25 protein-coding genes are annotated in these 25,486 nt (G+C 42.4%); 14 read left to right on the plus strand and 11 right to left on the minus strand.

The window, feature by feature from the left end:
* Positions 1-297 precede the first annotated feature (297 nt).
* Positions 298-3,522, plus strand: coding sequence for an efflux RND transporter permease subunit (locus tag WA1_RS01205; protein ID WP_051077143.1), 3,225 nt, complete (start codon positions 298-300; stop codon positions 3,520-3,522).
* Positions 3,523-3,584: 62 nt separating this feature from the next.
* Here the strand turns inward: WA1_RS01205 and WA1_RS01210 are convergent, their stop codons facing one another.
* Both WA1_RS01210 and WA1_RS01215 read right to left on the minus strand, forming a co-directional pair.
* On the minus strand, positions 3,585-3,848 hold the full coding sequence (locus WA1_RS01210) for a type II toxin-antitoxin system RelE family toxin (protein ID WP_017749264.1): 264 nt from the start codon (positions 3,846-3,848) through the stop codon (positions 3,585-3,587).
* Positions 3,845-4,048 (minus strand): hypothetical protein, encoded by a 204-nt coding sequence (locus WA1_RS01215; protein WP_017749263.1) that lies wholly within the window; start codon positions 4,046-4,048, stop codon positions 3,845-3,847. The genes WA1_RS01210 and WA1_RS01215 overlap by 4 nt, the downstream gene beginning before the upstream one ends.
* A 122-nt stretch (positions 4,049-4,170) precedes the next feature.
* On the opposite strand from WA1_RS01215, the gene WA1_RS59235 reads away from it, so the two are divergent.
* The 5 genes from WA1_RS59235 to WA1_RS01235 all read left to right on the plus strand — a co-directional run bounded on the left by WA1_RS59235 (position 4,171) and on the right by WA1_RS01235 (position 5,682).
* Positions 4,171-4,305, plus strand: coding sequence for a hypothetical protein (locus WA1_RS59235; RefSeq protein ID WP_272819046.1), 135 nt, complete (start codon positions 4,171-4,173; stop codon positions 4,303-4,305).
* A 17-nt stretch (positions 4,306-4,322) separates the two neighbouring features.
* A complete protein-coding gene (locus tag WA1_RS01220) occupies positions 4,323-4,586 on the plus strand; it encodes an aminoglycoside 6-adenylyltransferase (protein ID WP_017749262.1) in 264 nt (87 codons plus the stop codon).
* The gene (locus tag WA1_RS01225; protein ID WP_017749261.1) at positions 4,579-4,851 is read left to right on the plus strand and encodes an aminoglycoside 6-adenylyltransferase; all 273 of its coding nucleotides are present in this window, start codon (positions 4,579-4,581) and stop codon (positions 4,849-4,851) included. Before WA1_RS01220 ends, WA1_RS01225 begins: the two co-directional genes overlap by 8 nt.
* A 21-nt stretch (positions 4,852-4,872) precedes the next feature.
* A complete protein-coding gene (locus WA1_RS01230) occupies positions 4,873-5,226 on the plus strand; it encodes a hypothetical protein (protein WP_017749260.1) in 354 nt (117 codons plus the stop codon).
* A gap of 138 nt (positions 5,227-5,364) precedes the next feature.
* On the plus strand, positions 5,365-5,682 hold the full coding sequence (locus tag WA1_RS01235) for a DUF433 domain-containing protein (RefSeq protein ID WP_026135296.1): 318 nt from the start codon (positions 5,365-5,367) through the stop codon (positions 5,680-5,682).
* 167 nt (positions 5,683-5,849) lie between these two features.
* Here the strand turns inward: WA1_RS01235 and WA1_RS01240 are convergent, their stop codons facing one another.
* Positions 5,850-6,395 carry an NADPH-dependent FMN reductase gene (locus WA1_RS01240; RefSeq protein WP_017749258.1) on the minus strand — a complete coding sequence of 182 codons (546 nt, stop codon included), beginning with the start codon at positions 6,393-6,395 and terminating at the stop codon, positions 5,850-5,852.
* Between the two features lie 444 nt (positions 6,396-6,839).
* On the opposite strand from WA1_RS01240, the gene ftsH reads away from it, so the two are divergent.
* Positions 6,840-8,750: an ATP-dependent zinc metalloprotease FtsH gene (ftsH, locus tag WA1_RS01245; RefSeq protein ID WP_017749256.1), complete on the plus strand. Its 1,911-nt coding sequence runs from the start codon at positions 6,840-6,842 to the stop codon at positions 8,748-8,750.
* Between the two features lie 63 nt (positions 8,751-8,813).
* Here ftsH and WA1_RS01250 read toward each other — a convergent pair whose 3' ends face one another.
* Entirely contained in the window at positions 8,814-9,626 is an 813-nt protein-coding gene (locus WA1_RS01250) for a M23 family metallopeptidase (RefSeq protein ID WP_017749255.1), read from the minus strand.
* Positions 9,627-9,929: 303 nt separating this feature from the next.
* On the opposite strand from WA1_RS01250, the gene WA1_RS01255 reads away from it, so the two are divergent.
* Positions 9,930-10,319 carry a hypothetical protein gene (locus WA1_RS01255; RefSeq protein WP_017749254.1) on the plus strand — a complete coding sequence of 130 codons (390 nt, stop codon included), beginning with the start codon at positions 9,930-9,932 and terminating at the stop codon, positions 10,317-10,319.
* Here the strand turns inward: WA1_RS01255 and WA1_RS01260 are convergent.
* On the minus strand, positions 10,314-11,621 hold the full coding sequence (locus tag WA1_RS01260) for a glycosyltransferase family protein (RefSeq protein WP_026135295.1): 1,308 nt from the start codon (positions 11,619-11,621) through the stop codon (positions 10,314-10,316). The two genes, WA1_RS01255 and WA1_RS01260, sit on opposite strands and share 6 nt — an antisense overlap.
* A gap of 470 nt (positions 11,622-12,091) precedes the next feature.
* Here WA1_RS01260 and WA1_RS01265 point away from each other — a divergent pair, with 470 nt between their 5' ends.
* Entirely contained in the window at positions 12,092-16,186 is a 4,095-nt protein-coding gene (locus WA1_RS01265; RefSeq protein ID WP_017749252.1) for a magnesium chelatase subunit H, read from the plus strand.
* Positions 16,187-16,309: 123 nt separating this feature from the next.
* Here the strand turns inward: WA1_RS01265 and WA1_RS56520 are convergent, their stop codons facing one another.
* Entirely contained in the window at positions 16,310-16,471 is a 162-nt protein-coding gene (locus WA1_RS56520) for a hypothetical protein (protein ID WP_158516577.1), read from the minus strand.
* 154 nt (positions 16,472-16,625) lie between these two features.
* Between WA1_RS56520 and WA1_RS01270 the strand changes: the two genes are divergently transcribed.
* The 3 genes from WA1_RS01270 to WA1_RS59240 are packed head-to-tail and all read left to right on the plus strand — an operon-like array spanning position 16,626 to position 18,488.
* Positions 16,626-17,708: a tyrosine-type recombinase/integrase gene (locus tag WA1_RS01270; RefSeq protein WP_017749251.1), complete on the plus strand. Its 1,083-nt coding sequence runs from the start codon at positions 16,626-16,628 to the stop codon at positions 17,706-17,708.
* Positions 17,701-18,363 carry a DUF6262 family protein gene (locus tag WA1_RS01275; RefSeq protein ID WP_017749250.1) on the plus strand — a complete coding sequence of 221 codons (663 nt, stop codon included), beginning with the start codon at positions 17,701-17,703 and terminating at the stop codon, positions 18,361-18,363. Before WA1_RS01270 ends, WA1_RS01275 begins: the two co-directional genes overlap by 8 nt.
* Positions 18,363-18,488: a hypothetical protein gene (locus tag WA1_RS59240; protein WP_017749249.1), complete on the plus strand. Its 126-nt coding sequence runs from the start codon at positions 18,363-18,365 to the stop codon at positions 18,486-18,488. The genes WA1_RS01275 and WA1_RS59240 overlap by 1 nt, the downstream gene beginning before the upstream one ends.
* 116 nt (positions 18,489-18,604) lie before the next feature.
* Here WA1_RS59240 and WA1_RS01280 read toward each other — a convergent pair whose 3' ends face one another.
* From WA1_RS01280 to iscB, 3 genes are read right to left on the minus strand one after another with little or no spacing between them, the layout of a single operon-like run.
* On the minus strand, positions 18,605-19,534 hold the full coding sequence (locus WA1_RS01280) for a Uma2 family endonuclease (protein ID WP_017749248.1): 930 nt from the start codon (positions 19,532-19,534) through the stop codon (positions 18,605-18,607).
* 4 nt (positions 19,535-19,538) lie between these two features.
* Positions 19,539-20,294, minus strand: coding sequence for an HNH endonuclease (locus WA1_RS59245; protein WP_051077142.1), 756 nt, complete (start codon positions 20,292-20,294; stop codon positions 19,539-19,541).
* Between the two features lie 28 nt (positions 20,295-20,322).
* A complete protein-coding gene (gene iscB, locus WA1_RS59250; protein WP_051077141.1) occupies positions 20,323-20,913 on the minus strand; it encodes an RNA-guided endonuclease IscB in 591 nt (196 codons plus the stop codon).
* A 504-nt stretch (positions 20,914-21,417) separates the two neighbouring features.
* On the opposite strand from iscB, the gene WA1_RS01290 reads away from it, so the two are divergent.
* Complete coding sequence (locus WA1_RS01290) at positions 21,418-21,717, plus strand: pentapeptide repeat-containing protein (protein ID WP_272819395.1); 300 nt, start codon at positions 21,418-21,420, stop codon at positions 21,715-21,717.
* Between the two features lie 199 nt (positions 21,718-21,916).
* Here WA1_RS01290 and WA1_RS01295 read toward each other — a convergent pair whose 3' ends face one another.
* On the minus strand, positions 21,917-22,852 hold the full coding sequence (locus tag WA1_RS01295) for a DUF5996 family protein (RefSeq protein WP_017749246.1): 936 nt from the start codon (positions 22,850-22,852) through the stop codon (positions 21,917-21,919).
* Between the two features lie 778 nt (positions 22,853-23,630).
* Between WA1_RS01295 and WA1_RS01300 the strand changes: the two genes are divergently transcribed.
* Positions 23,631-23,852, plus strand: a complete 222-nt coding sequence (locus WA1_RS01300; RefSeq protein WP_017749245.1) for a DUF3850 domain-containing protein — start codon at positions 23,631-23,633, stop codon at positions 23,850-23,852.
* Between the two features lie 320 nt (positions 23,853-24,172).
* On the opposite strand, the gene WA1_RS01305 is transcribed toward WA1_RS01300, so the two are convergent.
* Entirely contained in the window at positions 24,173-25,447 is a 1,275-nt protein-coding gene (locus WA1_RS01305; RefSeq protein WP_017749243.1) for a ParB N-terminal domain-containing protein, read from the minus strand.
* Positions 25,448-25,486: the final 39 nt, after the last annotated feature.

The following is a 25,486-nucleotide window of genomic DNA, read 5'->3' on the forward strand; positions in this document are numbered from 1 at the left end:
CAATAACTGAAACTGCCTTTGAAGTTAATTCAACGTTCATCGTTCCTTCACAGCAAGTCTCAATGTTTTTGCTAGAATCGTCAGGGTAATTACACAATTTAGTTTATCCCAAACAAATACAAAATTACATCCAAAGATAGATTTATTATTTTGCATTTTTTTGACTTGTCAAGGACAGGTTAGAAGCAGCGCCGCTTGGAAATCAGCAAACTGCGGCTGGTTACTAACGCGATCGCGAAGCGCAAGCTAAAAGAGCGCTTATCGCTCCTTGTGTATCAACCATCAGTGACTGAGATTATGATTTTTTCCCTCTCTGGCTCCTTTATCAAACGACCTGTCTTTGCAACGGTTTGCTCTATCATCATTACATTACTGGGGATAGCCTGTATCCCGACACTGCCAGTTGCTCAGTATCCGGAAATTGCTCCCCCTCTAGTCACCGTAACTTCAAACTATGTTGGGGCGAATGCGGAAGTCGTTGAGTCTACAGTGACCAATATTCTGGAGCAACAACTCAATGGTATTGAGGGTGTGCGCTACATCAAATCCACGAGTGCCAATGATGGAACGAGTAGCATTAACTTGACGTTTGAACTGGGGAAAGACCAAGACATTGCCGCAGTAGACGTACAGAATCGGGTGTCAACCGTTCTATCGCGGTTACCGGGACCTGTAACCCAAACAGGTGTACAAGTCCAGAAGGCTAACAACAACTTCTTGTTGGCGATTGGGCTTTACTCGGATCGCGATGAAAGCAAAGGACAAGATATTTACGACGTGACCTATCTCAGTAACTACACCGACCTTTATATTGCAGATGCTATTAAACGGATTAAAGGAGTTGGTGATGTTCAGATATTTGGGGAGCGGAAATATGCTATGCGCCTTTGGCTTGACCCCAATCGTCTCGCTAGCCGGAACTTGACTCCTCAAAATGTCATTACAGCACTTCAGCAACAGAACTTGCAAGTAGGTGCCGGACAGATCGGACAACCTCCTACTCAATCATCACAGCAGTATCAATATGCTGTCAATGCTCAAGGACGACTCAAGGACGTTGAAGAATTCAACGAGCTAGTTATTAAAACCACGGAAGATGGGACGCTTATCAAGCTGAAGGATGTGGGTCGGGCTGAGTTGGGAGCGGAAAACTACAGTTCTTTGTTGAGGTTTACTTCCAGCGATCGCGTGACGCACCAAGGTGTCGGGTTAGGGATTAACCAGCAAGCTGGTAGTAATGCACTAGATACGGCTGTAGCAGTCAAAGAGGAAATGAAGCGATTGGCTGAAAATTTCCCTCCGGGCATCCACTATGAAGTTGCTTTTGATACCACTACTTTTATCGAAGCGGGAACAGAAGAAGTTATTGTCTCTTTGTTTCAAGCAGTCGTTTTGGTTGTTCTCATTGTTTACCTGTTCTTGCAGAATTGGCGTGCTGCATTAGTGATTTCACTGGCAATGCCTGTAGCTCTTGTCGGTACGTTTATCTTCGTTAAACTGCTGAATTTCTCTATTAATACCTTGACTCTATTTGGTTTAACTTTGGCAACAGGTCTGGTGGTGGACGATGCGGTGGTGATTGTGGAGGATATCACTCGCCGCATTCAAGACCAGGGACTAAAACCTGTGGAAGCAGCAATCCAATCAATGAACGAGCTGTTTAGTGCGGTGATTGCCACCTCTGTTGTGTTGATTGCGGTATTTGTGCCAGTCGCATTTTTCCCCGGTACAACAGGACAGCTTTACAAGCAATTTGCACTCACGATCGCTTTTTCCATCACCATATCCACCTTTAACGCTGTTACCTTTACCCCCACACTGTCTGCCATTTTACTCAAGCGGACTCAAGCACCGAATAACTGGTTTTTTAACAGTATTAACTGGTCGATTGATAAAACACGACAAATGTACAGTCGCAGCATAGTCGTTTTAACCAGGTTTAAGTTTGTTATCTTAGCACTCTTCTCAGGTGCATTGGTGCTAACTTATTGGATTTATAATATTGTGCCGGCTGGTTTTATTCCAGATGAAGATCAAGGGATCTTTATTACTCTGGTTCAAGCACCAGAAGGGGTGTCTCTCAACTACACTCAAAAGGTGTTGGAACAAGCCGAGGCAATTCTCAAAGAAGTTCCAGAAGTTCAGCAAATTTTTGCCGTTGGTGGCTTTAGCTTTAGTGGTTCGACGCCTAATAACGGTTTAATATTTACAACCCTCAAACCTTGGGAAGAACGTAGGGAAGCAAACCAATCGCTGCAAGCCATTATTGGGGGATTTTTCCCACAACCTTTTGGGTTATTCCCTAAAATGCTGGGAATTCAAGAAGCAACTGTAATTCCATTTAATCTGCCATCCATTAATGGTGTTGGTAACTTTGGTGGTTTTGAGTTTCACTTACAAGATAGGGAAAATTTAGGATTTGATACGATGGGTACAGCCCTCAATAGCTTGGTTGGTCGAGCCAGTACTTACCCATCTCCCGATAAACCTCAAGTAAACGGGTTGCGTCCCAATTTTAACGCCAATACACCCCAAATTTCTGTGGAAGTGGATCGCACCAAAGCCAATGCCCTTCAAGTTCCTGTTGAAGATATTTTCAACACCTTGCAAGTTTTTCTAGGCTCAACCTACGTGAATGACTTTAACCAGTTCAATCGAGCATATCGCGTTTACGTTCAGGCAGACCAAGCATTCCGCTCAAACCCAGAGGATATTCAAAAGCTGTACGTGCGTTCGCAAACAGGTCAAATGATTTCCCTAAGCAATTTAGTGACGATTAAAGAAATCATTGGACCCTCAATTATTAGCCATTACAACCTGTTTCGCTCTGTGGAAATTAACGGTTCCCCAGCACCTGGTGTAAGTTCGGGACAAGCCCTCAAAGCAATGGAAGCATCTGCTAAAGAAACCTTGCCCAAGGGATTTGGTTATGAGTGGTCTGGGCTTTCTCTAGAAGAAATTGAATCTGGCGGACAAGCTCTCTTTATCTTTGGTTTGGGTGTTGTCTTTGTCTTTCTCATACTATCAGCACAATACGAGAGCTTTGTCGATCCATTTATTATTTTGCTGACTGTACCGTTGGCAATTTTGGGTGCGTTAATTGCTCTTGTTATCAAAGGATCTGCTAACGATATTTATACCCAGGTTGGATTTGTCATGCTGATTGGGATGGCAAGTAAAAACTCGATTTTGATTGTGGAGTTTGCTAACCAACTTTGCGACCAGGGTTTAAGTATTACAAAGGCTGCGATTGAGTCTGCTAAGGAGCGTTTGCGACCCATTTTGATGACAGCTTTCTCCACAGTTGCTGGTGGTATTCCACTTATGGTGGCAACAGGACCTGGGGCGGCTGCTCGTCAATCCTTAGGAACAGCAACTTTTGGTGGAATGTGCATTGCAACTGTGCTGAGTCTGTTTGTTATACCAATCTTGTATATCATTATCAAGAATGCAGAAGTTGCTTTTGGTAAACGCGATCGCACAGTGGTAGCTAGTGAGGAAACAGTGACCAGTAACCAGTGACCAGTAACCAGTGACCAGTGACCAGTTATCGGTCACTGGTCACTGATGACTTGGTAAATAAGTTATTCATCCTTATAAACTTCCCTACGATGTCCAACTCTTACAACCGATATTATTAAAACGTCGTCAAAAATATCGTATAAAACGCGATAGCTACCCACGCGAATACGATAAGTATCATTACTTCCTTCTAGCTTTATAACCCCACTAGGACGGGGATTTTCAGCTAGTTCTAGAATTTTTTCGTTAATCCTATCTCTCATATCATTGGGTAGCTTTTTTAATTGCTTTGCCACCTTACTTTTAATTTTTATTTGATAGGTCACGATTCTAATTCTCGCTTATATTCTTCCCAACTAATACTAGGATCATTTTTAGCTTCCTTAATAGCTTGAATATCTTCTTCATCTTCAGCCTTGCGAATGTTTAACAGTTCTATGACATCTTCTAAAGTGTCTTCATAAGCCTGTTCTAATTTTTCGTAGATTACTTTTAACAACGCTTGTCTTTTGGTTGTGGTTTCCATTTTTAGATCCTTAATTAAATTTAATACCGAAATTAACTCCTAAGACCTCTTTTATTAACTGTTGACTCATATTTATCCAACACAGATTATACTATATGGGATATAATTAAAAAACGTTTTTCATGTTTCCAGGGTTGTGGCTGGCGGTGTCGGCATTATTGGAGGGTAACATGATGTTCGTGCTGAATGTGCTGCAAGCAGGGATTGGTGACCCGAAACATCAGGCGTTTGTTCAGGATCTGGCTGGGCGATCGTAAGCTGAATCTATACTGAGATGAACAAGGCAGATGAGATTTTTACCCAAATCATTCAATGGGCAAAAGGTGAAGAACCTATCCGTGCGATGATCCTGGTTGGTTCACGAGCAGGAATCGAACCTGTTGATGAATTAGCTGATTTTGATGTCGCAGTCTTTGCCACAAACTACCAGTCTTACCTACAAGAGGATAGATGGTTACATCACTTCGGTCAGCTATGGGTTTACATTCCCGAACAGTATGAGATAGACAACAAAGGAATTGCTCTTGCAGATGATTGAGTGGCATGAACAAGCTCATCACGGTTGGAACTACAATACACATTATATGGGAAAGCACCTCAAGAAATGGGTGGATGCTGACATCTGGAAAGCTCTGCATAAAACCTTTGGTCACTTTGACTATGCGGACAGCCGAGATGCTCTGTATAGAACAATGCAATTGTTTCGACAATTAGCACAGGAGACAGCAGAGCAACTTAACTTCACTTATCCAAAAACTGTAGACGAAAGCATCAGTAAATTTATTGAACTCACTATCATCTAGCCTCACTCATAAAATGAAATTATGCACGCTCTATATACTCTTATTCAGAAAATCCAAAAAGCACCTTCCATGTATCTGGGTAGAGCATCGATTGTTTGTCTTCAAGCTTTTCTATCTGGGTATAGTATAGCCCAATATGAACTTGGTGCTACTCAATCTCCGCAAGACAAAGATTTTCAAGAATTTCCAGAATGGATTAAACAAAAGTTTAATATTCAAAGCAGTCAGTCTTGGGCAAACATATTACTTTTTTATGCGGAAGATGAGCAAAAAGCTTTGGATTTATTCTTTAATGTGTTTGAAGAATTTCGCGCTCGGCATGCTTCTGTTTCCACCCCGGTCAACTCTTGCAAATCAGAAACTTTAGCTTCTTAAAATTTCAATGTTTGAGCATCACCGAATTATTAGTATATCTCCTGAGTAATTATGGAATATTCCAATATGTAGTTCTAACGATCGCGGGTCTCGCGAATTTCACGCTAGGATGAGATGAGCGAGAGAGGTTTTGTTGTCATGAGTAAGAGGACTCAACTGCTCGAAGCAATTGCAGCCCTACCGGAAGAGCTAGTTGACCAAGTGTCGATCTATGTGCAGATGTTGCAAAATCCGATTCAGATTACACCGGGAGTTTGCGGGGGGCAGGCACGGATTCGGAATACGCGGATTCCGGTATGGACTTTGGTGGCATATCGTCAACAGGGTTCCCCGGATGAGGAGTTATTGGCAAACTATCCTGGGTTGACTGCACACGACCTCAGTGCGGCTTGGGATTATTATGAGCAAAATCGCGAACAGGTTGATCGAGAGATTGCCCAAGATGAGGCAGTTTGATAGTATAATCGTCTGTTGCGGGTCATGAAGCAAAATATAAAGTCAATCAGACCTAGTTTTGTTGTGCAGGAGTATGGCAAAGGTTGACTGTCTCCACTCATTCCTTCGCCTACTGTCTGAATGTTACTTTCGCACAGAAGTGTAATTTCCGCACGAAAGTATAATTTTTAATTTACAGAACGCAACTTGCGCGTATTTTCAACTAAACTTTGGGCAAATTGGTCAAACCGTTGTGAAAGCTTCTCATCTAAAAGTTTTCCCTCAGGGCTAAAAGCTTTCCATGCTTGTCCGATCGCAATTTGTTCCGGAATCACCCAACCATGCACCCATCTCATGATGATTCGTAAATCGTTTAAGGCATTACTATTGGGTTGTCCCCCCAAAATACTGATAAGCCCGGTAACTTTGCCTGACAGTTGATCGAAACTCATCAAATCAAGGGCATTTTTGAGGACGCCACTGACTCCACCATGATACTCTGGTGTTGCCAAAATTAACCCGTCAGCTTGACTTACCGCATCACGCATACGCTGAACATCTGGGTAATTTGGATATTCCTCTTCACCATTACAAAACGGTAACTGCATTTGCCGCAAATCGAGGATTTTAACTTCTGCACCCAAGGCTTCCACTCGCTGTGCAGTTATATTCAACGCTACTTGCGTGTATGACTCAGTTCTTAAACTGCCGCCAATTCCAACAATTTTTACCATACTTAACTCACAAGGTCTCAATTATAGTTAGCTTTAATCCAAGGTTAGTTTTTTTGTAAAGCGTAGTCATTACGAGTATGTTTATAGAGTAACCTATATATTAGCGAGTTGTGACAGAATGTGTAAAATTTCAGTTGGTAAAGAATTTTCTGCTATGGAGATTGAGTTTTGGTCTTTTTGATGGGCTGCAAGATCCCTGACTTCTTGAAGAAGTCGGGGATCTGACACATAAAGGAGCAAATGATTTGTGTCAATTCCTGGTATGTGTTCAAGTGGGAGGAATTTGTAAAGAGTGGATGCATTCAAGGGAATAAAGGGGAAAAACTTGGGAATGGTTTTTTGTGGAAGCTACACTAGACAATTAGACACCAAAAAATTATTTGCTAGAAGAACAGCCATAAAAATGAGCATTAGCTTCTGCCAGCACAACAAGGGTAGTTATTTATGAAAAAGGTTGAGAAAAAAACATCAATGAAAAAGCAAGCAGCAAAGCGGGCTGCCTTGACTGGAGCGCTGGCTGCCAGTTTGCTCGTATTGCCTAGTGTATCGGGAGGGGCTTCCGCACTAGCACAAAAGGCAGAACGCGACTCTCAAGCCCTATCTTATGGCGATTTGATCCAGAAAGTTCAGAGTGGAGAAATCGCAAAAGTAGAGCTTGATGAAACCGAACAAGTCGCAAGAGTGTATCTAAAAGATCAAAAGCCAGAGACACAACCACAGCAGGTGCGGCTTTTGGAACAAAATCCAGAGTTAATTAACAAACTAAAAGAAAAGAAAGTTGACTTTGAGGAAGTTTCCTCTGCTAGCAGTAGAGCTGCTGTCAGTCTTTTGATTAACTTAATGTGGATTTTACCACTCGTAGCTTTGATGCTGTTGTTCTTGCGCCGCTCCACAAATGCTTCTAGCCAAGCCATGAATTTTGGCAAATCTAGAGCACGCTTCCAGATGGAGGCAAAAACTGGAGTCAAGTTTGATGATGTCGCTGGTATTGAAGAAGCTAAAGAAGAACTTCAAGAAGTTGTTACTTTCCTTAAACAACCTGAAAAATTTACTGCTGTTGGCGCACGTATTCCCAAGGGAGTCTTGCTCATTGGACCGCCTGGAACAGGTAAAACATTATTGGCAAAAGCGATCGCAGGTGAAGCTGGTGTACCGTTCTTTAGCATTTCCGGCTCAGAATTTGTAGAAATGTTTGTTGGGGTCGGTGCGTCTCGCGTGCGCGATTTATTTAAAAAAGCAAAAGAAAATGCTCCGTGTTTAATATTTATAGATGAAATTGACGCTGTAGGACGGCAAAGGGGTGCAGGAATTGGCGGTGGAAATGACGAACGGGAACAGACCCTCAACCAACTGCTAACGGAAATGGATGGCTTTGAGGGCAACACGGGCATCATTATCATAGCCGCCACGAACCGTCCGGATGTGTTAGATGCTGCTTTGCTCAGACCCGGAAGATTTGACAGACAAGTCATTGTGGATGCCCCAGACCGTAAAGGTCGCCTTTCTATTTTACAAGTTCATGCCCGGAATAAGAAAGTCGATCCATCTGTTTCTTTAGAAGTTGTTGCTCGTCGCACGCCCGGTTTTACAGGAGCAGATTTAGCAAACCTTTTGAATGAAGCTGCTATTTTGACAGCACGCAGGCGAAAAGAAGCAATTACACAGCTAGAAATTGACGATGCTATTGACCGTTTAACAATTGGTTTAACTCTCAATCCACTGTTAGATAGTAAGAAAAAGCGGTTGATTGCCTACCATGAAATTGGACACGCTATTTTGGCTACACTTTTAGAAAATGCTGACCCGCTCAATAAGGTGACCATTATTCCCCGTTCTGGAGGAGTGGGTGGTTTTTCACAGCAAATTTTGAACGAGGAAATGATTGACAGTGGGCTTTACAGTCGGGCTTGGTTGATGGATAACATTACCATGACATTGGGTGGAAAAGCAGCAGAAACAGAAGTCTTTGGAGAATCTGAGGTCACAGGTGGTGCTAGTAGCGACCTGAAAGTCGTAGCTAATCTTGCGCGTAAGATGGTGACGATGTATGGAATGTCAGAACTGGGGTTAGTGGCTCTTGAAAATCAAAACAGTGATGTTTTCCTCGGTCGCGATTGGATGACTCGCAATGATTATTCAGAAGAGATGGCTACCAAAATTGACCGACACGTTAGGGAAATGGCAAGTTTTTGCTACCAAGAAGCCCGTCGCATTATTCGCGAAAACCGTCCTGTAGTTGATCGGTTGGTGGATTTATTGGTTGAACAGGAAACAATCGAAGGTGAGCAATTTCGCAAGATTGTTTCGGAGTATACTGAGTTGCCAGAAAAACAAAAGATTGTGGTGTTTGGTTAGTGGTTCACCAGTGACCAGTGACCAGTGACCAGTGACCAGTGACCAGTGACCAGTGACCACTAACTAATAATTTGAATCTCGTTGAAATTTAGACTCCTCAATTACGACTTGCGATTGTTGGGGAGTCCATTTTTCTGATGATGCTCTTGTAACTTGTTGCTGTGAAAACATTGCCCGCAGAACTACAGCTGGATCTACGTAGTTTTTGGCGTATTTTAATCCCCAATGGAGATGAGGACCTGTTGTACGCCCAGTCATCCCTACCCGACCAATCCTGAATCCAGCCGGGACTGGCTGACCTTCCCAAAGTTGAATTCCCCCGTTTCGGTCTATTAGGTATCGGCGACCACTTGCGCTTTCTACGTGTCCTTCCATATGGCAGTAGGTGTGCTCCCACGGACCGGATTCAATCACAATATGAGTGCCGCAAGCGTTGCGATCGCCTACCTTACTCACTCTACCTGCCCACCAGTTACGAATGTAACTTCCTTGTGGTGCGGCAATATCTAAACCACTGTGAAATTCCCACCTAGAACCACCAGTCGCAGAGGGACGATATCCAAACGCTGATGTGTATGCCTTGAAATTTTCTACGGGGAAAGAAGCTGCTAACCAGGTGTTATTATTTGTTGCTTGTAAGCTTGGTTTTTTCTGAATTTGACGCGGTGCGATCTCATCTGGCGTTGATGAGCGTGGTATTCTTGCTATAGGAGTCGGAGTTGAACTGTGTGAATCTCGCTCGGGGATTGAAATAAAGGAAAACGCATTTACGTTTTTATTTTCCTTGGGCAAGAGAGTATTCAAATTAGCAATACTCAATCCTGATAAAAATAGTGTGACTACAGAAATTGCTACTGTTTGTCGCCACTGACTCATTTTAAAATTCCTCTAAGCGATGATTTATCTGTAAATTAGGCACAATTTAAATGCAGCAGAAGTTTGAATCTGATGGCCGATTATGATTGACATCTGCTCGCTTTTACGTTATGCACCATGATGAAAGATGAAAATCGTCTTATTTTTGCTTTTCCATCGAAATATATTACCAAAAAACCTTCCCAATGGTAGAGTGGAAAATCAGTAAAAATGCTGATAAGTTATTTTAATACCTTTGGGGAATAAAGTAGATTTGGCTTCGATAGAAGCAGAAAAGCATCATCTACACTACCGTCGGAAGCCATGCTCACTGAAATATTGCCTTTTAGCCTTGAGTTCGATAAAATAGCGATCGCAGGAACTAGTTTGTGGTCGTTGGCATTGTATTTGGGATTTTCCACCGCCGGTGAATGGGTGGCTCTACAACTCAACAGCTGGTTTAATTTTGCAGAGCGTTCCCTTTACATGAGCCAATCAGAATTTGAAAAGACCAAAAAGGCAAGGGAATCTCAAAATGCCCTGTACGCTTCACTTTTTAGTATTCTGCCTTTTTTAGCGATTGGAGCTTTGTGTAATTGGGGAATAGAAGTTAGCTTAGGTCAAAGTTGGTCTATCAGCATGGGGATACTGGCTTGTATGGGTTCGGGAGTTTACGAACTCGGACGGCGCGATGGAAAAAATGATGAATTATGAACTCTCCAATTCTTCTTTCACCAAGTTGGCTAACTTTTGCGCTGCACCAGGTTCTCCTCGAATACTACGTAGCTTGGCTCGCATCTTTTCTAATTTTTCTGGATGATTCAGAAAATCTAGGATCATTTCCCCAACATCTTGAGGCTGAAGTTTTCCCACTAGTTCTGGTACAACCATTTCTTGTGCCCAGATATTAGGCCAAGCTAACAAACCCAATCTTCTCAGTACTAACCAGTTAATTAACTTGGCAAAACTGGAACCAAGCAACGGCATATTTGCTAGCAGTCCTGGCAATCCATCCCAAGAACGCATGGCATCTAGCTGTTGTGTTGGTAGCAAAACAATCATCGGTACAGCTAAAGAACCAAGTTCAGCTGTATTTGCTCCTACAGTTGTTAAACAAATACTGCACTTAGATAATATATCGTATGCTGGTGTCTCAGTGTACAGTTCGACATTCAAGCCTGTTTCTGTTTTGAGACTGAAGATTGAGGACTGAGCATTGGAGATTGTGGTGAGAGAAGCACTACTAAAACCAAAGGTTTGAACAAAATTGTTTTTCTGAGGATCGGCAAAACTGGCTAAAGTTTCTACATTTAAAGTGGGAGCAACAGGAATCAAAAATTGAGTTTGCGGTCTTTTTGCCTTGATATATTCGGCAATTGCCAACATTAAAGGGACTCCCTGTGTAAGTTTTGCCGCCTTCGATCCGGGAAGCAAACCAATCAACTCGGTAGGAACTTGGGAGGGGGTGAGGAGGTGAGGGGGTGAGGGGGTAGAATTCTCCCCATCTCCCCATCTCCCCATCTCCTCCTCTCCCTGGGCTTCTGCCATCAAATCTCCGATGACTGTGAACTTATGAGTATATTTTTGAGGGATACGAGCTGCTACTTCAGGTTTCATCACTCCAAAGCGGTCAATCCAGTTATGCCATCGTGCTTCCCATTCGGCATAAACAACTGTACGGTATCCCAATCTTCTGCCAATAATAACTGGGAAAATCTGATCCCCGCCCAAAAAAACAATAACACCGCACTTGCGCCATTCCCAATTTTCACTGGTTTTTCCCCAAAGCAAAAAATTCCAAAAATGTTCTGCTGCTTGCACTCTATCGACTTCGGGAAAAGAACGGGCTATCTCTGCCTCTTTTCCACTAGAGTTGGGACAAGGTGACAAAATGATGGAAATCCTAATTTGTTCGCGGTCATTTCCCAATTGTTGCCGCAATTGCTTCACCACTGGGCGCACCCAAGTTGTGATTTCTCCAGGACCGTTTGAAAGAATTAAAATATCGGCAGTCATTAGGGGATAGGGAGTAGGGAGTAGGGAGTAGGGAGTAGGTTTCCTCTCCTCCTCTCGTTCTGGTGGCTGAGCCACTGGAGCGAGATGAGATAGTACAATACGGTTGGTCAGATGCCCGACTTCTTGAAGAAGTTGGGCATCTTGCATATCTTGCACCATTGTCATTATTAAGGAAATTTTTGTTCCTTTGTCAGTTGACGATTTAAAATTCTGTACGAAATCCCTACTCCCTCCAAAATTATTGCGAATTATTTACAATTAGTGAGGCAATACTCAGAAAATTTGTCAAACAAGGTTACAAAATATTTCATTTTTTATATCATTTTGTGTCAGATAGAGGACAAAATGCCTTACTAGTAAGCATTTTCTGATAAAAAACTCATATTGCCGACCAGAGGAAGACTCGATTGGCAAGTTTTGCCGAAAAGTTCTTCCAGTCAGAGAACACGCATCAAAGGAGCCTAGGAAGCATGTTCACCCACGTCAAGTCCACCATTAGACATATAGCCCCCAACCAATTGCAGGGACGTCACTTAATTAAGGTGGTCTATGTCGTGTTAGAGTCCCAGTACCAAAGTGCATTGTCACAAGCGGTTCGGGCGATTAACGAAAACAATCCCAATCTGGCGATTGAAATCAGTGGTTATTTAATCGAAGAACTCCGCGACCAAGAGAACTACGAGGAGTTTAAAAAAGATATCGCAACTGCCAATATCTTTATTGCTTCGCTGATTTTTATAGAAGACTTAGCCCAGAAATTAGTAACAGCAGTAGCACCATACCGCGATCGCCTAGACGTTGCCGTTGTGTTCCCCTCAATGCCTGAAGTGATGCGCCTAAATAAAATGGGCAGTTTCTCTTTGGCACAGTTGGGGCAATCCAAAAGTGTCATAGCACAGTTCATGCGAAAGCGCAAGGAAAAATCAGGTGCGGGTTTCCAAGATGGAATGCTAAAGCTACTGAGGACATTGCCGCAGGTACTTAAGTTCCTGCCAATGGACAAAGCACAGGATGCCCGAAATTTTATGCTCAGCTTTCAGTACTGGTTAGGAGGCTCTCCAGATAATCTGGAAAACTTCTTGCTCATGCTGGCTGACAAGTACGTTTTGAAAGGTATAGAGACGAGGAAGAGCGGGTCTGTACAATACCAACCACCAGTGGTATACCCAGATATGGGGATTTGGCATCCTCTTGCTACCACAATGTATGAGGATGTCAGAGAGTACCTGAATTGGTACAGCAGCCGTCAGGATATCTCTCCCGATCTCAAAGACCCGTTAGCACCGTGTATTGGGTTGGTCTTGCAACGCACGCACCTTGTTACTGGTGATGATGCTCACTACGTAGCGATGGTACAAGAACTCGAATCCATGGGAGCAAGGGTTATTTCTGTGTTTGCATCTGGGTTGGATTTTTCCAAGCCTGTAGAAGCATATTTTTATGATAAGGGGACTGAGAAAACTTCCAGCCCTCATTCCTTAGTGGATGCGGTTATCTCCCTAACGGGCTTTGCTTTAGTAGGTGGACCTGCACGTCAAGACCATCCCAAGGCAATTGAGGCGCTGAAGCGGTTAAACCGTCCTTACATGGTGGCGCTACCTCTCGTCTTCCAAACTACAGAAGAATGGCAGGATAGCGATTTGGGATTGCACCCCATTCAGGTGGCATTGCAAATTGCGCTTCCTGAATTAGATGGTGCAATTGAACCGATAATTCTCTCAGGTCGGGATGGCACAACAGGGAAAGCGATCGCACTGCAAGACCGCATCGAAGCAGTGACACAACGCGCTCTCAAGTGGGCTAACCTGCGCCGCAAACCCAAGTTAGACAAGAAAGTTGCCATCACTGTGTTCAGTTTCCCACCAGATAAAGGGAACGTGGGAACGGCTGCATACCTAGATGTGTTTGGTTCCATTTACGAGGTGATGAGAGCACTCAAGAACAACGGTTATGACGTGCAAGACTTGCCAGAAAACGCTAAGGAGTTGATGGAACAAGTCATCCACGATGCCCAAGCGCAGTACAGCAGCCCCGAACTTAACATTGCTTACCGGATGTCGGTTCGCGAGTATGAAGCACTCACACCTTACTCCCAACGATTAGAAGAAAACTGGGGACCACCACCGGGACATCTTAACAGCGATGGTCAAAACTTGCTGATTTATGGTAAGCAATTTGGGAACGTTTTCATTGGGGTTCAACCCACCTTTGGTTATGAAGGCGATCCAATGCGGTTGTTGTTCTCCCGTTCTGCAAGTCCCCACCACGGTTTTGCGGCTTACTACACCTACTTAGAACAAATTTGGCAAGCGGATGCAGTGCTGCACTTTGGGACTCACGGTTCCTTGGAATTTATGCCAGGGAAACAGATGGGTATGTCTGGAGAATGTTATCCAGATAACTTAATTGGAATGATTCCCAATCTTTATTACTACGCTGCCAATAACCCCAGTGAAGCAACAATTGCCAAGCGCCGCAGTTACGCTGAAACAATTTCCTATCTGACTCCTCCTGCAGAAAATGCTGGATTGTATAAGGGTTTGAAAGAACTCAGCGAGTTGATTGCTTCTTACCAAACTCTTAAAGATAGCGGACGCGGTATTCCTATTGTTAATACCATCATGGATAAATGCCGGATGGTAAATTTGGATAAGGACATCATTAACGATTTTGGATTGCCGATTTTAGATTTTGGATTAGAATCGGATAATCCAAAATCCGAAATCCAAAATCCAAAATTCCTTGATGCCAAGGATATGAGCGGTGAAGAACGCGATAATATCGTTGGTTTGGTGTATCGCAAGTTGATGGAGATTGAATCGCGACTGTTACCCTGTGGATTGCACGTGATTGGGAAACCACCTTCTGCAGAAGAAGCGATCGCAACTCTAGTTAACATTGCTAGCTTAGACCGTTCTGAGGAAGAAATTCTCAGTCTTCCCCGGATTATTGCAAGTAGCGTCGGACGCAACATTGACGAGGTATATCAAAACAGCGACAAAGGCATTTTAGAGGATGTCCAGTTGCTGCAAGACATCACAATGGCAACCCGTACTGCTGTTTCAGCCCTTGTAAAAGAGCAAACAGATGCTGAAGGACGAGTTTCCCTCGTTTCCAAGCTCAACTTCTTCAATATGGGCAAAAAAGAACCTTGGGTTCAAGCAATTTTGGATTTGGGATTTCCGATTTTAGATTCTAATTCTCAAATCCAAAATCCCAAATCTAAAATCCAAAATCTCTTTGAGTATTTGGAATTCTGCTTGCAACAAGTTTGCGCTGATAATGAATTAGGAGGATTGCTCCAAGGGTTAGAAGGTGAGTATATTCTTCCCGGTCCCGGTGGCGACCCCATCCGCAACCCAGATGTATTGCCTACAGGGAAAAACATCCACGCCCTCGATCCCCAATCTATCCCCACAACGGCTGCAGTACAATCAGCAAAAATTGTTGTAGATCGACTGCTGGCAAGGAATAGGGCAGAAAATGGCGGTCAATATCCCGAAACCATCGCTTGCGTGCTCTGGGGAACCGATAATATCAAAACTTACGGTGAATCTCTAGCACAAATCATGTGGATGGTGGGAGTGCGCCCGGTTCCCGATGCGTTGGGACGGGTGAACAAGTTAGAACTGATATCTCTAGAAGAGTTGGGACGCCCCCGCATTGATGTGGTTGTTAACTGTTCTGGTGTATTCCGCGACTTGTTCATCAACCAAATGAACTTGCTGGATCAAGCAGTTAAGATGGCAGCAGAAGCGGATGAACCTCTAGAAATGAACTTTATCCGCAAACATGCCCTGGAACAAGCTGAGGAAATGGGGATTAACCTGCGTCAAGCAGCAACTCGCGTGTTCTCCAATGCTTCTGGTTCCTACTCATCCAATATTAACTTGGCAGTAGAAAACAGCACTTGGGAAAGCGAAGCTGAATTGCAGGAAATGTACCTCAATCGTAAGTCCTTTGCGTTCAGTGCCGATAACCCCGGTACGATGGAAGAATCAAGGGCTATTTTTGAAAAGACGTTGAAAACTGCTGAGATGACTTTCCAAAATCTCGACTCTTCCGAGATTAGCTTGACTGACGTTTCCCATTACTTTGATTCCGATCCTACCAAGGTCGTTGCTAGCCTGCGGGGTGATGGTAAAACACCAGCATCCTACATTGCAGATACGACGACAGCTAACGCACAAGTTCGCACTTTATCAGAAACTGTACGTTTGGATACCCGTACCAAGTTGTTAAATCCCAAGTGGTATGAAGGTATGCTTTCTCACGGTTACGAAGGTGTGCGAGAACTCTCCAAGCGATTGGTCAATACAATGGGTTGGAGTGCAACTGCAGGTGCTGTTGATAACTGGGTTTATGAGGATGTCAATACCACGTTTATCAAAGATGAAGAGATGCGGAAGCGTTTGCTGAATCTTAACCCCCATTCTTTCCGCAAAATGGTTTCTACTTTGTTGGAGGTGAACGGTCGCGGTTACTGGGAGACGAGTGAGAACAATTTGGAATTGTTGCGCGAGTTGTACCAGGAAGTTGAAGACCGGATTGAGGGAATTGAGTAGGGTGCGATCGTGTAGCATCTAAATGTAGAGACTAGCCATGCTAGTCTTTACAGAAATAGGGACAAAATCTTTGGACGGAGTTGAGATGAACCACCCCACCGCATGGCTGATGGGGTTTCTAATTTACTGACCCGGTTCAGTGAGTCCTATAGTCGTACAACAAGACAAGCCTGCTGCCGTACCTTTACGTGATGGTAATTTTTTACCTATCCAAATATTGATTGTCTTGAGAATTTGACACACCCGAAAAGTAATTTTTGATGTATCAATTTTTGCTTTTCTCAAAATATTGGATGCACCTTATCTCTTATTAAATTCTTAATAATAACAACAACAACAGCGTAGCTGATATTAAGTTTTATCACTACGCTGTTTTTACTTGTCAGCAATTTTGTAGTATACAATTACAATGTAAACATAGCGATTGAAGTTAAAGACGATGAAAGTCCAAAAAGGTATCATTCCATACTCCAACCGTCCGGTTTGGATGGTGTTGGATGACAATTACTTACCGATTGAAGCAATCGAAAAGTACTTGCACTACCTAGATAACGTGGGACGTTCTCCAAATACGATTGGAACTTATGCCCATAATCTCAAGCTGTTCTGGGAGTTTTTACGAGATTCTCAGTTAGATTGGCGCTCTATTAATCTGGAACAATTATCGGATTTTATTCACTGGTTAAGGAACCCTAATTCGCCTGTTGTCTCGATTCAAGCACAAGTATCAAAACGTTCTGAAAAAACGATTAATCACTGTCTGACAACTGTGAGTGGATTCTATGAATTTCAAGAGCGTATAGGAGCAATCAAAAAAAATGACGTTTATCGTTATCAGTTACAGCCAGGGCATAAATATAAGTCTTTTTTACACCACATCAGCAAAGGTAAAGGGGTTAAAACACGACTATTAAAAATCAAAGAGCCAAAAACATTCCCTGGATGTTTAACACCTGAAGAGGTAAACATATTGATTGAAGCCTGTAACACATTACGTGACAAGTTTTTCATGAGGTTGCTATATGAAACAGGATTAAGAATAGGTGAAGCTCTGGGGCTAAGACATGAAGACATGGTTACTGGTAAAACAAATGAAATCTATGTTGTGCCGAGATTAGATAACGTTAACAATGTTCGGGGGAAATCGGGAGTAGAGCGAGTAGTTCATGTTAGCAAAGAACTAATGCAGTGGGACTCAGCCTACCTCTGCGATGAGTACCCAGAAGATATTGATTGTGATTTCGTGTTTAATGTGCAAGCTAGAGCCTTAGAGCATGGATACTGCGCTAGACCTAAAATGTTAGGTGATTGTGATATTCCTGGTTTTGATGGATGCTACAACTGCCCACATTGGAGAACAAATAAAAATTTCTTACCGATATTGAAAAGCACTTTAGAACGCACTAACAACGTTTTAAAAAAAGCTCAAAGTTGTGCTTGGGAGTTGCAAATTTATAAAAATACTCCAATTAAAGACAACTTAGAAAAAGTTATTAAAACCTTGGAGGTAGACAATGACTAACACTAAGATTGAAGCCTTACGCTCTGCAGCAGCACAGAAAGCCCATGTAACAGCAGAGCGTGTGGATAAAGCTCTTGAAAGGATGATAAAGCCAGGTCAAATAATTAGTTTTCAATCTGTAGCAACCACTGCTAATGTATCTACCGCTTACTTGTATAAGCAGTCAGATTTGAGAAATAGAATTGAAACTTTACGTAACCAACAAAAACAAAAACCCAAACAATCGCAACCACCAGCATCTGAAAATTCTAAATCAGTTATTATTTCTACTTTGAGGGAAGAGAATAAGAAATTAAGAGCAGAAATAGAAGGTTTACGCCGAATTAATGAGGGTTTAACTGGCAGAATTTATCAACTTAAAGGTGCAGAGGAGTTAGTAGAGAGACTTAAAGTTTCCTATGCGGAGTTAAAACAGCAATTTGATGAATATCAGCAACAAGCACAACCAAATACAACATTAACAGTAAATCATCTAAAAGTTGCATCTTTAGATAAAAAGAGAACAGAACGTTTAAATATTACTGAGCAAGTTAAACAGTTACTTGAGCCATTAGGTATTCAACTTAATTCAACTTTAACTAAAACAATTAAATCCGTATCAGAATCAACTGTTTTAGATGCAGTAGTTACATGCATCAATTTTAGCCTGAGGTAATGGGATGTCTTTTCCAAAAGTTAAACGCCAAGCAACTTGATGATTTTACGGCAGCAATGCTTAATTGGCAACAGTCTCTTGAGATGGAGGAATGGCTCAAAGGGAACGAAACACCTCATGACTAATTAACAATATTTTTCGGTGAGACTTCTCGAAAAGAAATCAGAAAAAGTGTTAGCCCGTTCGTCAATCAAATCGGATGGGTTAACACTTTTTAATGTTGCAATTTATTCTGTAATAATTATTGCATTCGAGACCTGACTTCTTCTATGGGCAATGAAAGAGCTTCGGCTATTTGTTCAATAGATAATCCTAATCTAAGTAGCCGGGGAATTGCATCTCGCTGTGCATTTTCTGCTACTTCAGCACGCTCACGCTCAGTTTCGGCACGCTCACGCTCGGTTTCGGCACGCTCACGCTCGGTTTCGGCACGCTCACGCTCAGTTTCAGCACGCTCACGCTCAGTTTCAGCACGTTCCCGTTCAATTTCAGCACGTTCGCTACCAATTAATAGCATATTTCCTGAAGTATCCCACCAACGTAACCAACGTTGGGTTTGATTTTGATAAGTTCCTGACCATAAACCTAATTCGACTTCCAATGGCTCAATCAAGTAACGTCCTTGTGCATTTGGTTGCATTTTACGATAGGAACCACCTACTAATTTGTAAACTTCTAGATTACCTGTTTTAATTTCGTATATTCCATAATAAGGTATATTAATAATACATTCGTAAACCCAAAACTTGCCTGGTTTAATTATTTCGCCTTCCTGATTACGAGATAAAGGAGTCGTATCTCTTTCTTCTGAACCGTCACCACTGGCAAATTCCAGAGCAATTAATGGTCGGATATACTCTAGCCTAAGTACGTAGGAGCGTCTAATTTCGCCATTAATAGTAGGAGGTACACCACCAACATAAAACCAGTCAGGCGCCTCTGCACCTTTTTCCGGGGGGTCAGTTTCTCTCCAATAGATTCCACAATCTTGCCCAATAGCATATTGACCATCAGAATGAATTTTTTCTAAGACTGGGCCAATAGAGTCTGTTAAAATAAGACTCTGGGGATGCTCCTGAAAATTCTTCACAAAAGTTCCGTCTTCGTCTGGTAATTGAGTATGGTCTGGGAAAGGAGAGAGTATTGCCGTGCGCTCAATGCTTGTAGTCATGTTATCAAATAGCGTTAAAACGTAGTAAATCAGGGTCAATCGCAGTAAAACTGTATTCATAGCCATCGGAGCGATGAATTAATTTAACGTATTGTCGATCTAGAGAAATCCGATGACCGCTAATTAAGACTTCTACTCCTTTTTGAGTTGGAGTTTTAACTCTGGCACGATAAGTTCCTGCTTTAACGTGTTTGCGATCCTTTCGGAAATCACAAATTACGTAGTCACCTGCTGTGGCATGAGTGTATTTTTGATTTTTGCTAACTAACTTAACTTCTTTTTTACCTGTAGCAGAGTTCTTTTTAATGCTGGCTATAGCCGGAAAACCACTGGCATTCATTCTTTGAACTTGTCTTGTGCCATGTCCTTTACAGGTAACGCGCAATGGTTGGCATATTCGCAATTTTACAATTTGGTCGGTTGCGACGCACGCTGAGTCAATCCAGTGTTGTTTCGGTAATTGGCTTTTAATCCTAATCATCTTGGTAGATGCACCATCTCCACTAATTACGGGTAATCCAAATTTGTGTGCCATTTCAAATACAGCTTTACGAGTTGAGTTAACAGCAGCTGCATTTGATAATGACTTTTTTTGGTGTGCTTTAATTTTTTGGAGAATTTCTGATTTGTTTTTCAGAAATTGCTCTACTGGCTTATTCCCCTTTTTTTGATTGCATTTTTCACAAGATAATGTGAGATTTGAGAATCGGTCACTACCTCCTAGTGAGCGTGGATTGATGTGTTCTATTTGTAGTGGCACATCCGTCTTGCCACAATACACACACTCTCTACCCCAATGTTCTAAGAGTGCAACACGAGTGAGTGTAGCCGAATAATGTACCTTGCTGATATTCAATGCCCTCTATATCTGGTGTTTCCATTTTTTGCAAATCGAATTTAACCGATTCGATGGCAATGGATTTAATTGGTGCAACTTTAAGTAATCGTTTTATCCAAGTCTCAGTAGTTAACAATCTATGTCTTAAACTTGGCGGTAGCCAACCATCTGGCTTTTTGCGGTCAAATCTTTTCTGGCGATAACGAAGTCTTCTTGACCTTCTAGAACGTCGAACACCTGCTCTAGTCAGCATCTCCATTTTTATGGCTAATCCCCGATGTTCTAATTCCATTGCCCAAATCACTTCGTTCTTATTTAAGTCTACGAGAGAAATTCCCGAAAATTGGCTTCCTGGATCGATCCTAAGTTCCAATAATGGTTCTACATTTTCATCAACCTCCTTTTCTAAGATTAGAGTAAATGGGAATAATTTCCGTTTTTTAGCTTGGCCTTGGGATTGTAAAATCCTTGCTCTAACTGGTGTTGTTGGCTTTAGTATCTTTCCATTTTTACTCAGAACGAATACAGAGTTGCTAATCATTTGATTAACTCCCAAAAGGGGTATAGTTTGCCTTGACACTGCTTTTAAACTTCTCAAAAAGGTTCGGTGTTACACTAGCGCAAAATAGCCATGTTCCTCCCTCGACGCTTGGGACTGGCAAATCCCATTAAGTCATGATTTAAAAGCGGACTGAAATCCAATTAATTGGATAACGTAGAATAAACAGTTCTACGCTGAGTCTTGGTGAAGTCAGTTAATCGAATTGCTCCGATTCACTACGAATTACTTCGTTTTGCGAACTTCTCATAGTTTTTAGCCTCCGTTTTTCCATTTCTCCAATATAACAATCCTAAACGCGGCAAATATCTACACACACTTTATACTTCAGCACCTCAATTAAAAGATTAGCATAAGTAACTAGTTTCTTTGTACTGTTTTTTTGCAGAAAAAGGATTAACCGTTTTCTTCTTACCCACGTACTCACCGTAGTTAAATATTATTGAGATTCTCTGGCGTTTTATCAAATATGAATGGTTAAGCGGTATCAACTTGAGCAATGCTAACCTAAGCGGTGCTAACCTGAGCGATACCGACCTGTTCGGTGCTAACCTGAGCGGTGCCTACCTAAGTAATGCTGATTTGAGGAATGCTTACCTCAGCTGTGCCTACCTAAGTGATGCCAACTTGAGCGGTGTTAACCTATTTGATGCCAACCTAAGTGATGCTATTGTTGTTAATGCCTTGTTCGGAAGGAATGAAGGTCTTACAGAGGATATGAAGCATGACTTAGAGCAACGAGGCGCAATTTTTGGCGATCGTCCTCCGGTTTTGACTCCACACTAAAAAGCGAGTGCGCGGAACGGTATAAACCCCTGGCAATTAAGTTATTTCAACAGCAATAATAATCCCGCCGGATTGGTGGGGGTTGTGTTGAGGGAGGAAGTTCAACTACTTCGCTAGTTTTTACTGGTTCAACGGGTTATGGCTGATTAAACTCAATCACTCAATGAACTGCTTCAAGTGGCTCAGAATCAATTCAGGGTCATAAGGTAGATTCCAACGCTGCTCGATCCCAATTTCCTAAATTTGCACCTGCATCATAAGTACTTTGCAAAAAGGCAAGGATGACTGCATCCGGATCGTCAGATCGCCGCACTGCTTCGTATGGCAAAATGAACTCTCGCATCTGAGAACTGTAAAATGCTTCCTTTGGTTGGATGGGGTAATCTTTAAATCCCTCCGGTTCGGGGTAAGCATAGGAGTAAAAAATAGGTTCTGTTACTGCTCCACCACCTAGCCAAAACCCACAGCTGCTCACCTCATGGGAGTAAGCCTCTCGTGTTACCCAATCCGCCATGTTTGGAACTCCACCTGGATGCTCTGGAGCACGATATCCAGAGAAGCGGGTAACAGCTAAGTCAAAGCTGCCCCAGAAAAAGTGTACAGGGCTACATTTACCAATGAAACGCGAGCGAAATATTTTCATGACTCGATCTGCTTGCACCAGAAGACGCCAAAACCTCTTTGCGTACTCCGGATCGTAAGCTGTATGTGTACGATCGCGATTAAAGGGAATTGGCCGATCTACTTCTTGTGGCATTGTCCAAATCCGAACAGAAATGCCGATTGCGTTCAGCGTACTCATAACTTCCTGGTAGAAGTCAGCTACAGAGCGAGGAACAAGCGCGATTGTTCGGGTAATGCCGTCGCTAGTTTCGATTTGTAACTGATGCTCAAAAAAGTCAAAGCTAATCTCCAAGGTGCTTGTTTTGTAAGGAATTGAAGAGGTTGTTAGCCCACGCGGAGTTACATACAGAGTAGAGTGCCACCAGTGGTTAATTTTGGGAGCTAGCGCCATCCGAATTTTACCAACGATTTGAGTCCACATATGCAGAGTTGCATATGTATTTTGCCATGTTGCAAGAGGCAAACTGGGCCAGATGGGATCGCTAAGTGTGCCACGAACAGGTTCTACCATAACGGAAACCTCCATGTAGGGATATGGGTAAGGGAGACTATTGAACGAAAATTACTATGGTTATGTGGGCTGAATGAACTGAAGATTGCCTGATTTTTCTGTGTACAGTGCGTACCCAATCGCTTATCTATTAAACCAGGTACAGCAGCCTAAGTTCTTTTTTTCATTGATTAATTTTGCTTATAACATTATTCGCATAATCACTCATGAAATATGCTGAAACGAATTAGCATTGCCACGCATTGGAATATTTCGGAGTTAGAACTGCTTTACTGACAGGCAAAAAATCGTTAGCAATAGAGGGGCGATAAGCACTCTTTCGGCTTGCGCTTCGCGATACGGCAGTATAGCCGTTAGCGCTTACGCTATCGCATTGACAAAATCTTACAGTCCATACTCTTGTTCTAGAAAAGCCAGTATTTTTTCTTGCCGAACGGTATTATATGTATCAAATTGCACTACAAAGTCTAAAAAATATACTGTAAATAAATATTTTTGGAGAATTACGGAATAGCGTCATTTCGCTTTGTAGGTAATTACAGACATAGGACTTACGCACGCTCTACGAATTCTTGGCGCTCTTGGCGTCTTGGCGGTTCGATAAATCAAGGTTTCTAGCAATTTTTGCGTAAGTCCTGAGACAAATAAAAACGGGGTCAACTGATGAGAGGTTTGTACCTTTCTGGAAAAACCCCACACCTCAATAACTTTTTAATTTATTAACTTGAAAATCTTTATAATAATCCAGACCGCATTGCTAATAAAGTAGTGCGGTCTTATGATTTCTAACCCCGGATTTCTCACAAAATTTGAAGAAACAGGTGAAATGAGAAAAGATGACAGAGGTTTTGAAGTAGGCGATAATCTTCGATTAGTTGAAGTTGACCCCGACAAAAACTTAGAACCTACTGGGAGAGTTGCACGATATAAAATCACCTACATCCTAAGAAGTGAGCAATGGGGCATACTGCCAGAGTACGCGATACTAGCAATTAAATAACCAGTAAATATGAGACCAGAAACCCGAACTGTACTGCTAAAAGCTTACGCGCAACTACACCAAATCATTGAGGATTTATATAACGCTCATGATAATGCAGCTGCAAATAACGATGATGAAGAGTAACCGTTCAGGGGGGAGTGCTCCAGCAACGCAAAGCTGAAAAATCATCTCCAGCAATTATACTACATTGACTACAAGGACTTCTCTACCTTAAGGCAATAAAGCTGTGAGTGCTTCTCTGTATCTTAACCACAGTTTTTGCTATACCTCACCGAAAGGCCAAAATGACCCTTCGGTAATATCGCATCAACAAAATCTTACAATCCATACTCTTGTTCTAGAAAAGCCAGCATTCTTTCTTGCTTGGCGGTAAGATTTGATGGATCGGAAATCCTTGCCAATGCCTCTACCACAGCCACATGAGTCAGCTCGTACTCTTTGTAAATTTTGTCACTCAGTTGTCGAATGCGATGGCAGTTTTGAGCAGCACGCACTTCACACTTGACATAGACTGGCTCTAAGTTTTCTGGTTTGACTGTAGGAAAATCCATTTTCCAAGTTTGGATGTAACAACTGTGTAAATTAACTTCTTTGATTATGCCCCAGCATTTGGAGAACTTTTTCAATTCGGGATCGCCTTGAGCAACAATTTGACAAATTTCCCCTACACGTCGAGGGTTGGGTACGCGCTGTTTATTTTTGATTTGTTGCGTGATATCCAAAGAATTACGTTTATTCTTTAAAAACAGCTGTGCGGCTTCTTTGCCTTCATCCCTTACGATCCTAGCCAAGGACAAAGTGTCTTTTTTGGTCAGTCCTGCGGTACGAGTTAAGATGGAGTGTTTGAGATCTTCCCCCAACACCTGAGCTATGATATCCAGTGCTGTAGTGAATTGAGCATCTCGCTTGATAGTACGCTCGCCAACTTTGTGTTGCTCAGCCAAAGTTTTTGCTGTGCTCTCCGAAGGGTCAAAATGGCCCTTCGGTAAATTCACATTCTCAGGTTCTTCTTTCGATAGGAAACTTTTGTCCTTTGGTGGGTTCTTCTTCTGAGGTTCTTCTTCCGAAGGGTCAAAATGGCCCTTCGGTAAATTCTGTTTGAGATTATTCTCTTTATTGCCCTTCAAATGCAAGTAGCGCTTACCTCTGAGATAACTTGCTGTCTCTGGTGTCACGTTGCGCCGTCCTAACTGATGGTTGGCAATCCAACATATAGCTGCGTCTTTACTTGGCAAGTCTATCTCTACTGTCTCATAGTGCATTTGAAGACGAGTACATATTTCATAGCGATTGTGTCCATCTAATAAAATACTTGTGCCTTTCCACACTATGAGAGGATCGAGACAGCCAAATTCCTGAAGGTTTGCTTCGAGTTGTAATTTTTCTTCAAATGACAGTGGTGGAATGAGATTTTTGAATTCAGGATCGATTTTCAGTATCCAGTAGGATTGTCGTGACTCAAATACTTTCCGAGCGATCGTTGCAGATGTTGTGGGTGACTCCCCATATATCCAAGAGTCATCTACAAAAAATGAATGCACAGATCTGTGTTCAGCAGACGAATTGTCTGCTAACCTATACTTATAATTCATTTAGTACGTGTCTCCGTCTTAGCTGTTCGGAAATACTGC

The sequence above is a fragment of the Scytonema hofmannii PCC 7110 genome (genome assembly GCF_000346485.2).
GTDB lineage: Bacteria > Cyanobacteriota > Cyanobacteriia > Cyanobacteriales > Nostocaceae > Scytonema > Scytonema hofmannii.

What these genes read in the sequence shown, in the direction of transcription:
- WA1_RS01205 (WP_051077143.1), top strand. Translation starts at nt 298, where the DNA reads ATGATTTTTTCCCTCTCTGGCTCCTTTATCAAACGACCTGTCTTTGCA.
- WA1_RS01215 (WP_017749263.1), bottom strand. Translation starts at nt 4,048, where the DNA reads ATGGAAACCACAACCAAAAGACAAGCGTTGTTAAAAGTAATCTACGAA.
- WA1_RS59235 (WP_272819046.1), top strand. Translation starts at nt 4,171, where the DNA reads ATGTTTCCAGGGTTGTGGCTGGCGGTGTCGGCATTATTGGAGGGTAAC.
- WA1_RS01220 (WP_017749262.1), top strand. Translation starts at nt 4,323, where the DNA reads ATGAACAAGGCAGATGAGATTTTTACCCAAATCATTCAATGGGCAAAA.
- WA1_RS01225 (WP_017749261.1), top strand. Translation starts at nt 4,579, where the DNA reads ATGATTGAGTGGCATGAACAAGCTCATCACGGTTGGAACTACAATACA.
- WA1_RS01230 (WP_017749260.1), top strand. Translation starts at nt 4,873, where the DNA reads ATGCACGCTCTATATACTCTTATTCAGAAAATCCAAAAAGCACCTTCC.
- WA1_RS01235 (WP_026135296.1), top strand. Translation starts at nt 5,365, where the DNA reads ATGAGTAAGAGGACTCAACTGCTCGAAGCAATTGCAGCCCTACCGGAA.
- WA1_RS01240 (WP_017749258.1), bottom strand. Translation starts at nt 6,395, where the DNA reads ATGGTAAAAATTGTTGGAATTGGCGGCAGTTTAAGAACTGAGTCATAC.
- ftsH (WP_017749256.1), top strand. Translation starts at nt 6,840, where the DNA reads ATGAAAAAGGTTGAGAAAAAAACATCAATGAAAAAGCAAGCAGCAAAG.
- WA1_RS01250 (WP_017749255.1), bottom strand. Translation starts at nt 9,626, where the DNA reads ATGAGTCAGTGGCGACAAACAGTAGCAATTTCTGTAGTCACACTATTT.
- WA1_RS01255 (WP_017749254.1), top strand. Translation starts at nt 9,930, where the DNA reads ATGCTCACTGAAATATTGCCTTTTAGCCTTGAGTTCGATAAAATAGCG.
- WA1_RS01260 (WP_026135295.1), bottom strand. Translation starts at nt 11,621, where the DNA reads ATGACTGCCGATATTTTAATTCTTTCAAACGGTCCTGGAGAAATCACA.
- WA1_RS01265 (WP_017749252.1), top strand. Translation starts at nt 12,092, where the DNA reads ATGTTCACCCACGTCAAGTCCACCATTAGACATATAGCCCCCAACCAA.
- WA1_RS01270 (WP_017749251.1), top strand. Translation starts at nt 16,626, where the DNA reads ATGAAAGTCCAAAAAGGTATCATTCCATACTCCAACCGTCCGGTTTGG.
- WA1_RS01275 (WP_017749250.1), top strand. Translation starts at nt 17,701, where the DNA reads ATGACTAACACTAAGATTGAAGCCTTACGCTCTGCAGCAGCACAGAAA.
- WA1_RS59240 (WP_017749249.1), top strand. Translation starts at nt 18,363, where the DNA reads ATGGGATGTCTTTTCCAAAAGTTAAACGCCAAGCAACTTGATGATTTT.
- WA1_RS01280 (WP_017749248.1), bottom strand. Translation starts at nt 19,534, where the DNA reads ATGACTACAAGCATTGAGCGCACGGCAATACTCTCTCCTTTCCCAGAC.
- iscB (WP_051077141.1), bottom strand. Translation starts at nt 20,913, where the DNA reads ATGATTAGCAACTCTGTATTCGTTCTGAGTAAAAATGGAAAGATACTA.
- WA1_RS01295 (WP_017749246.1), bottom strand. Translation starts at nt 22,852, where the DNA reads ATGGTAGAACCTGTTCGTGGCACACTTAGCGATCCCATCTGGCCCAGT.
- WA1_RS01300 (WP_017749245.1), top strand. Translation starts at nt 23,631, where the DNA reads ATGATTTCTAACCCCGGATTTCTCACAAAATTTGAAGAAACAGGTGAA.
- WA1_RS01305 (WP_017749243.1), bottom strand. Translation starts at nt 25,447, where the DNA reads ATGAATTATAAGTATAGGTTAGCAGACAATTCGTCTGCTGAACACAGA.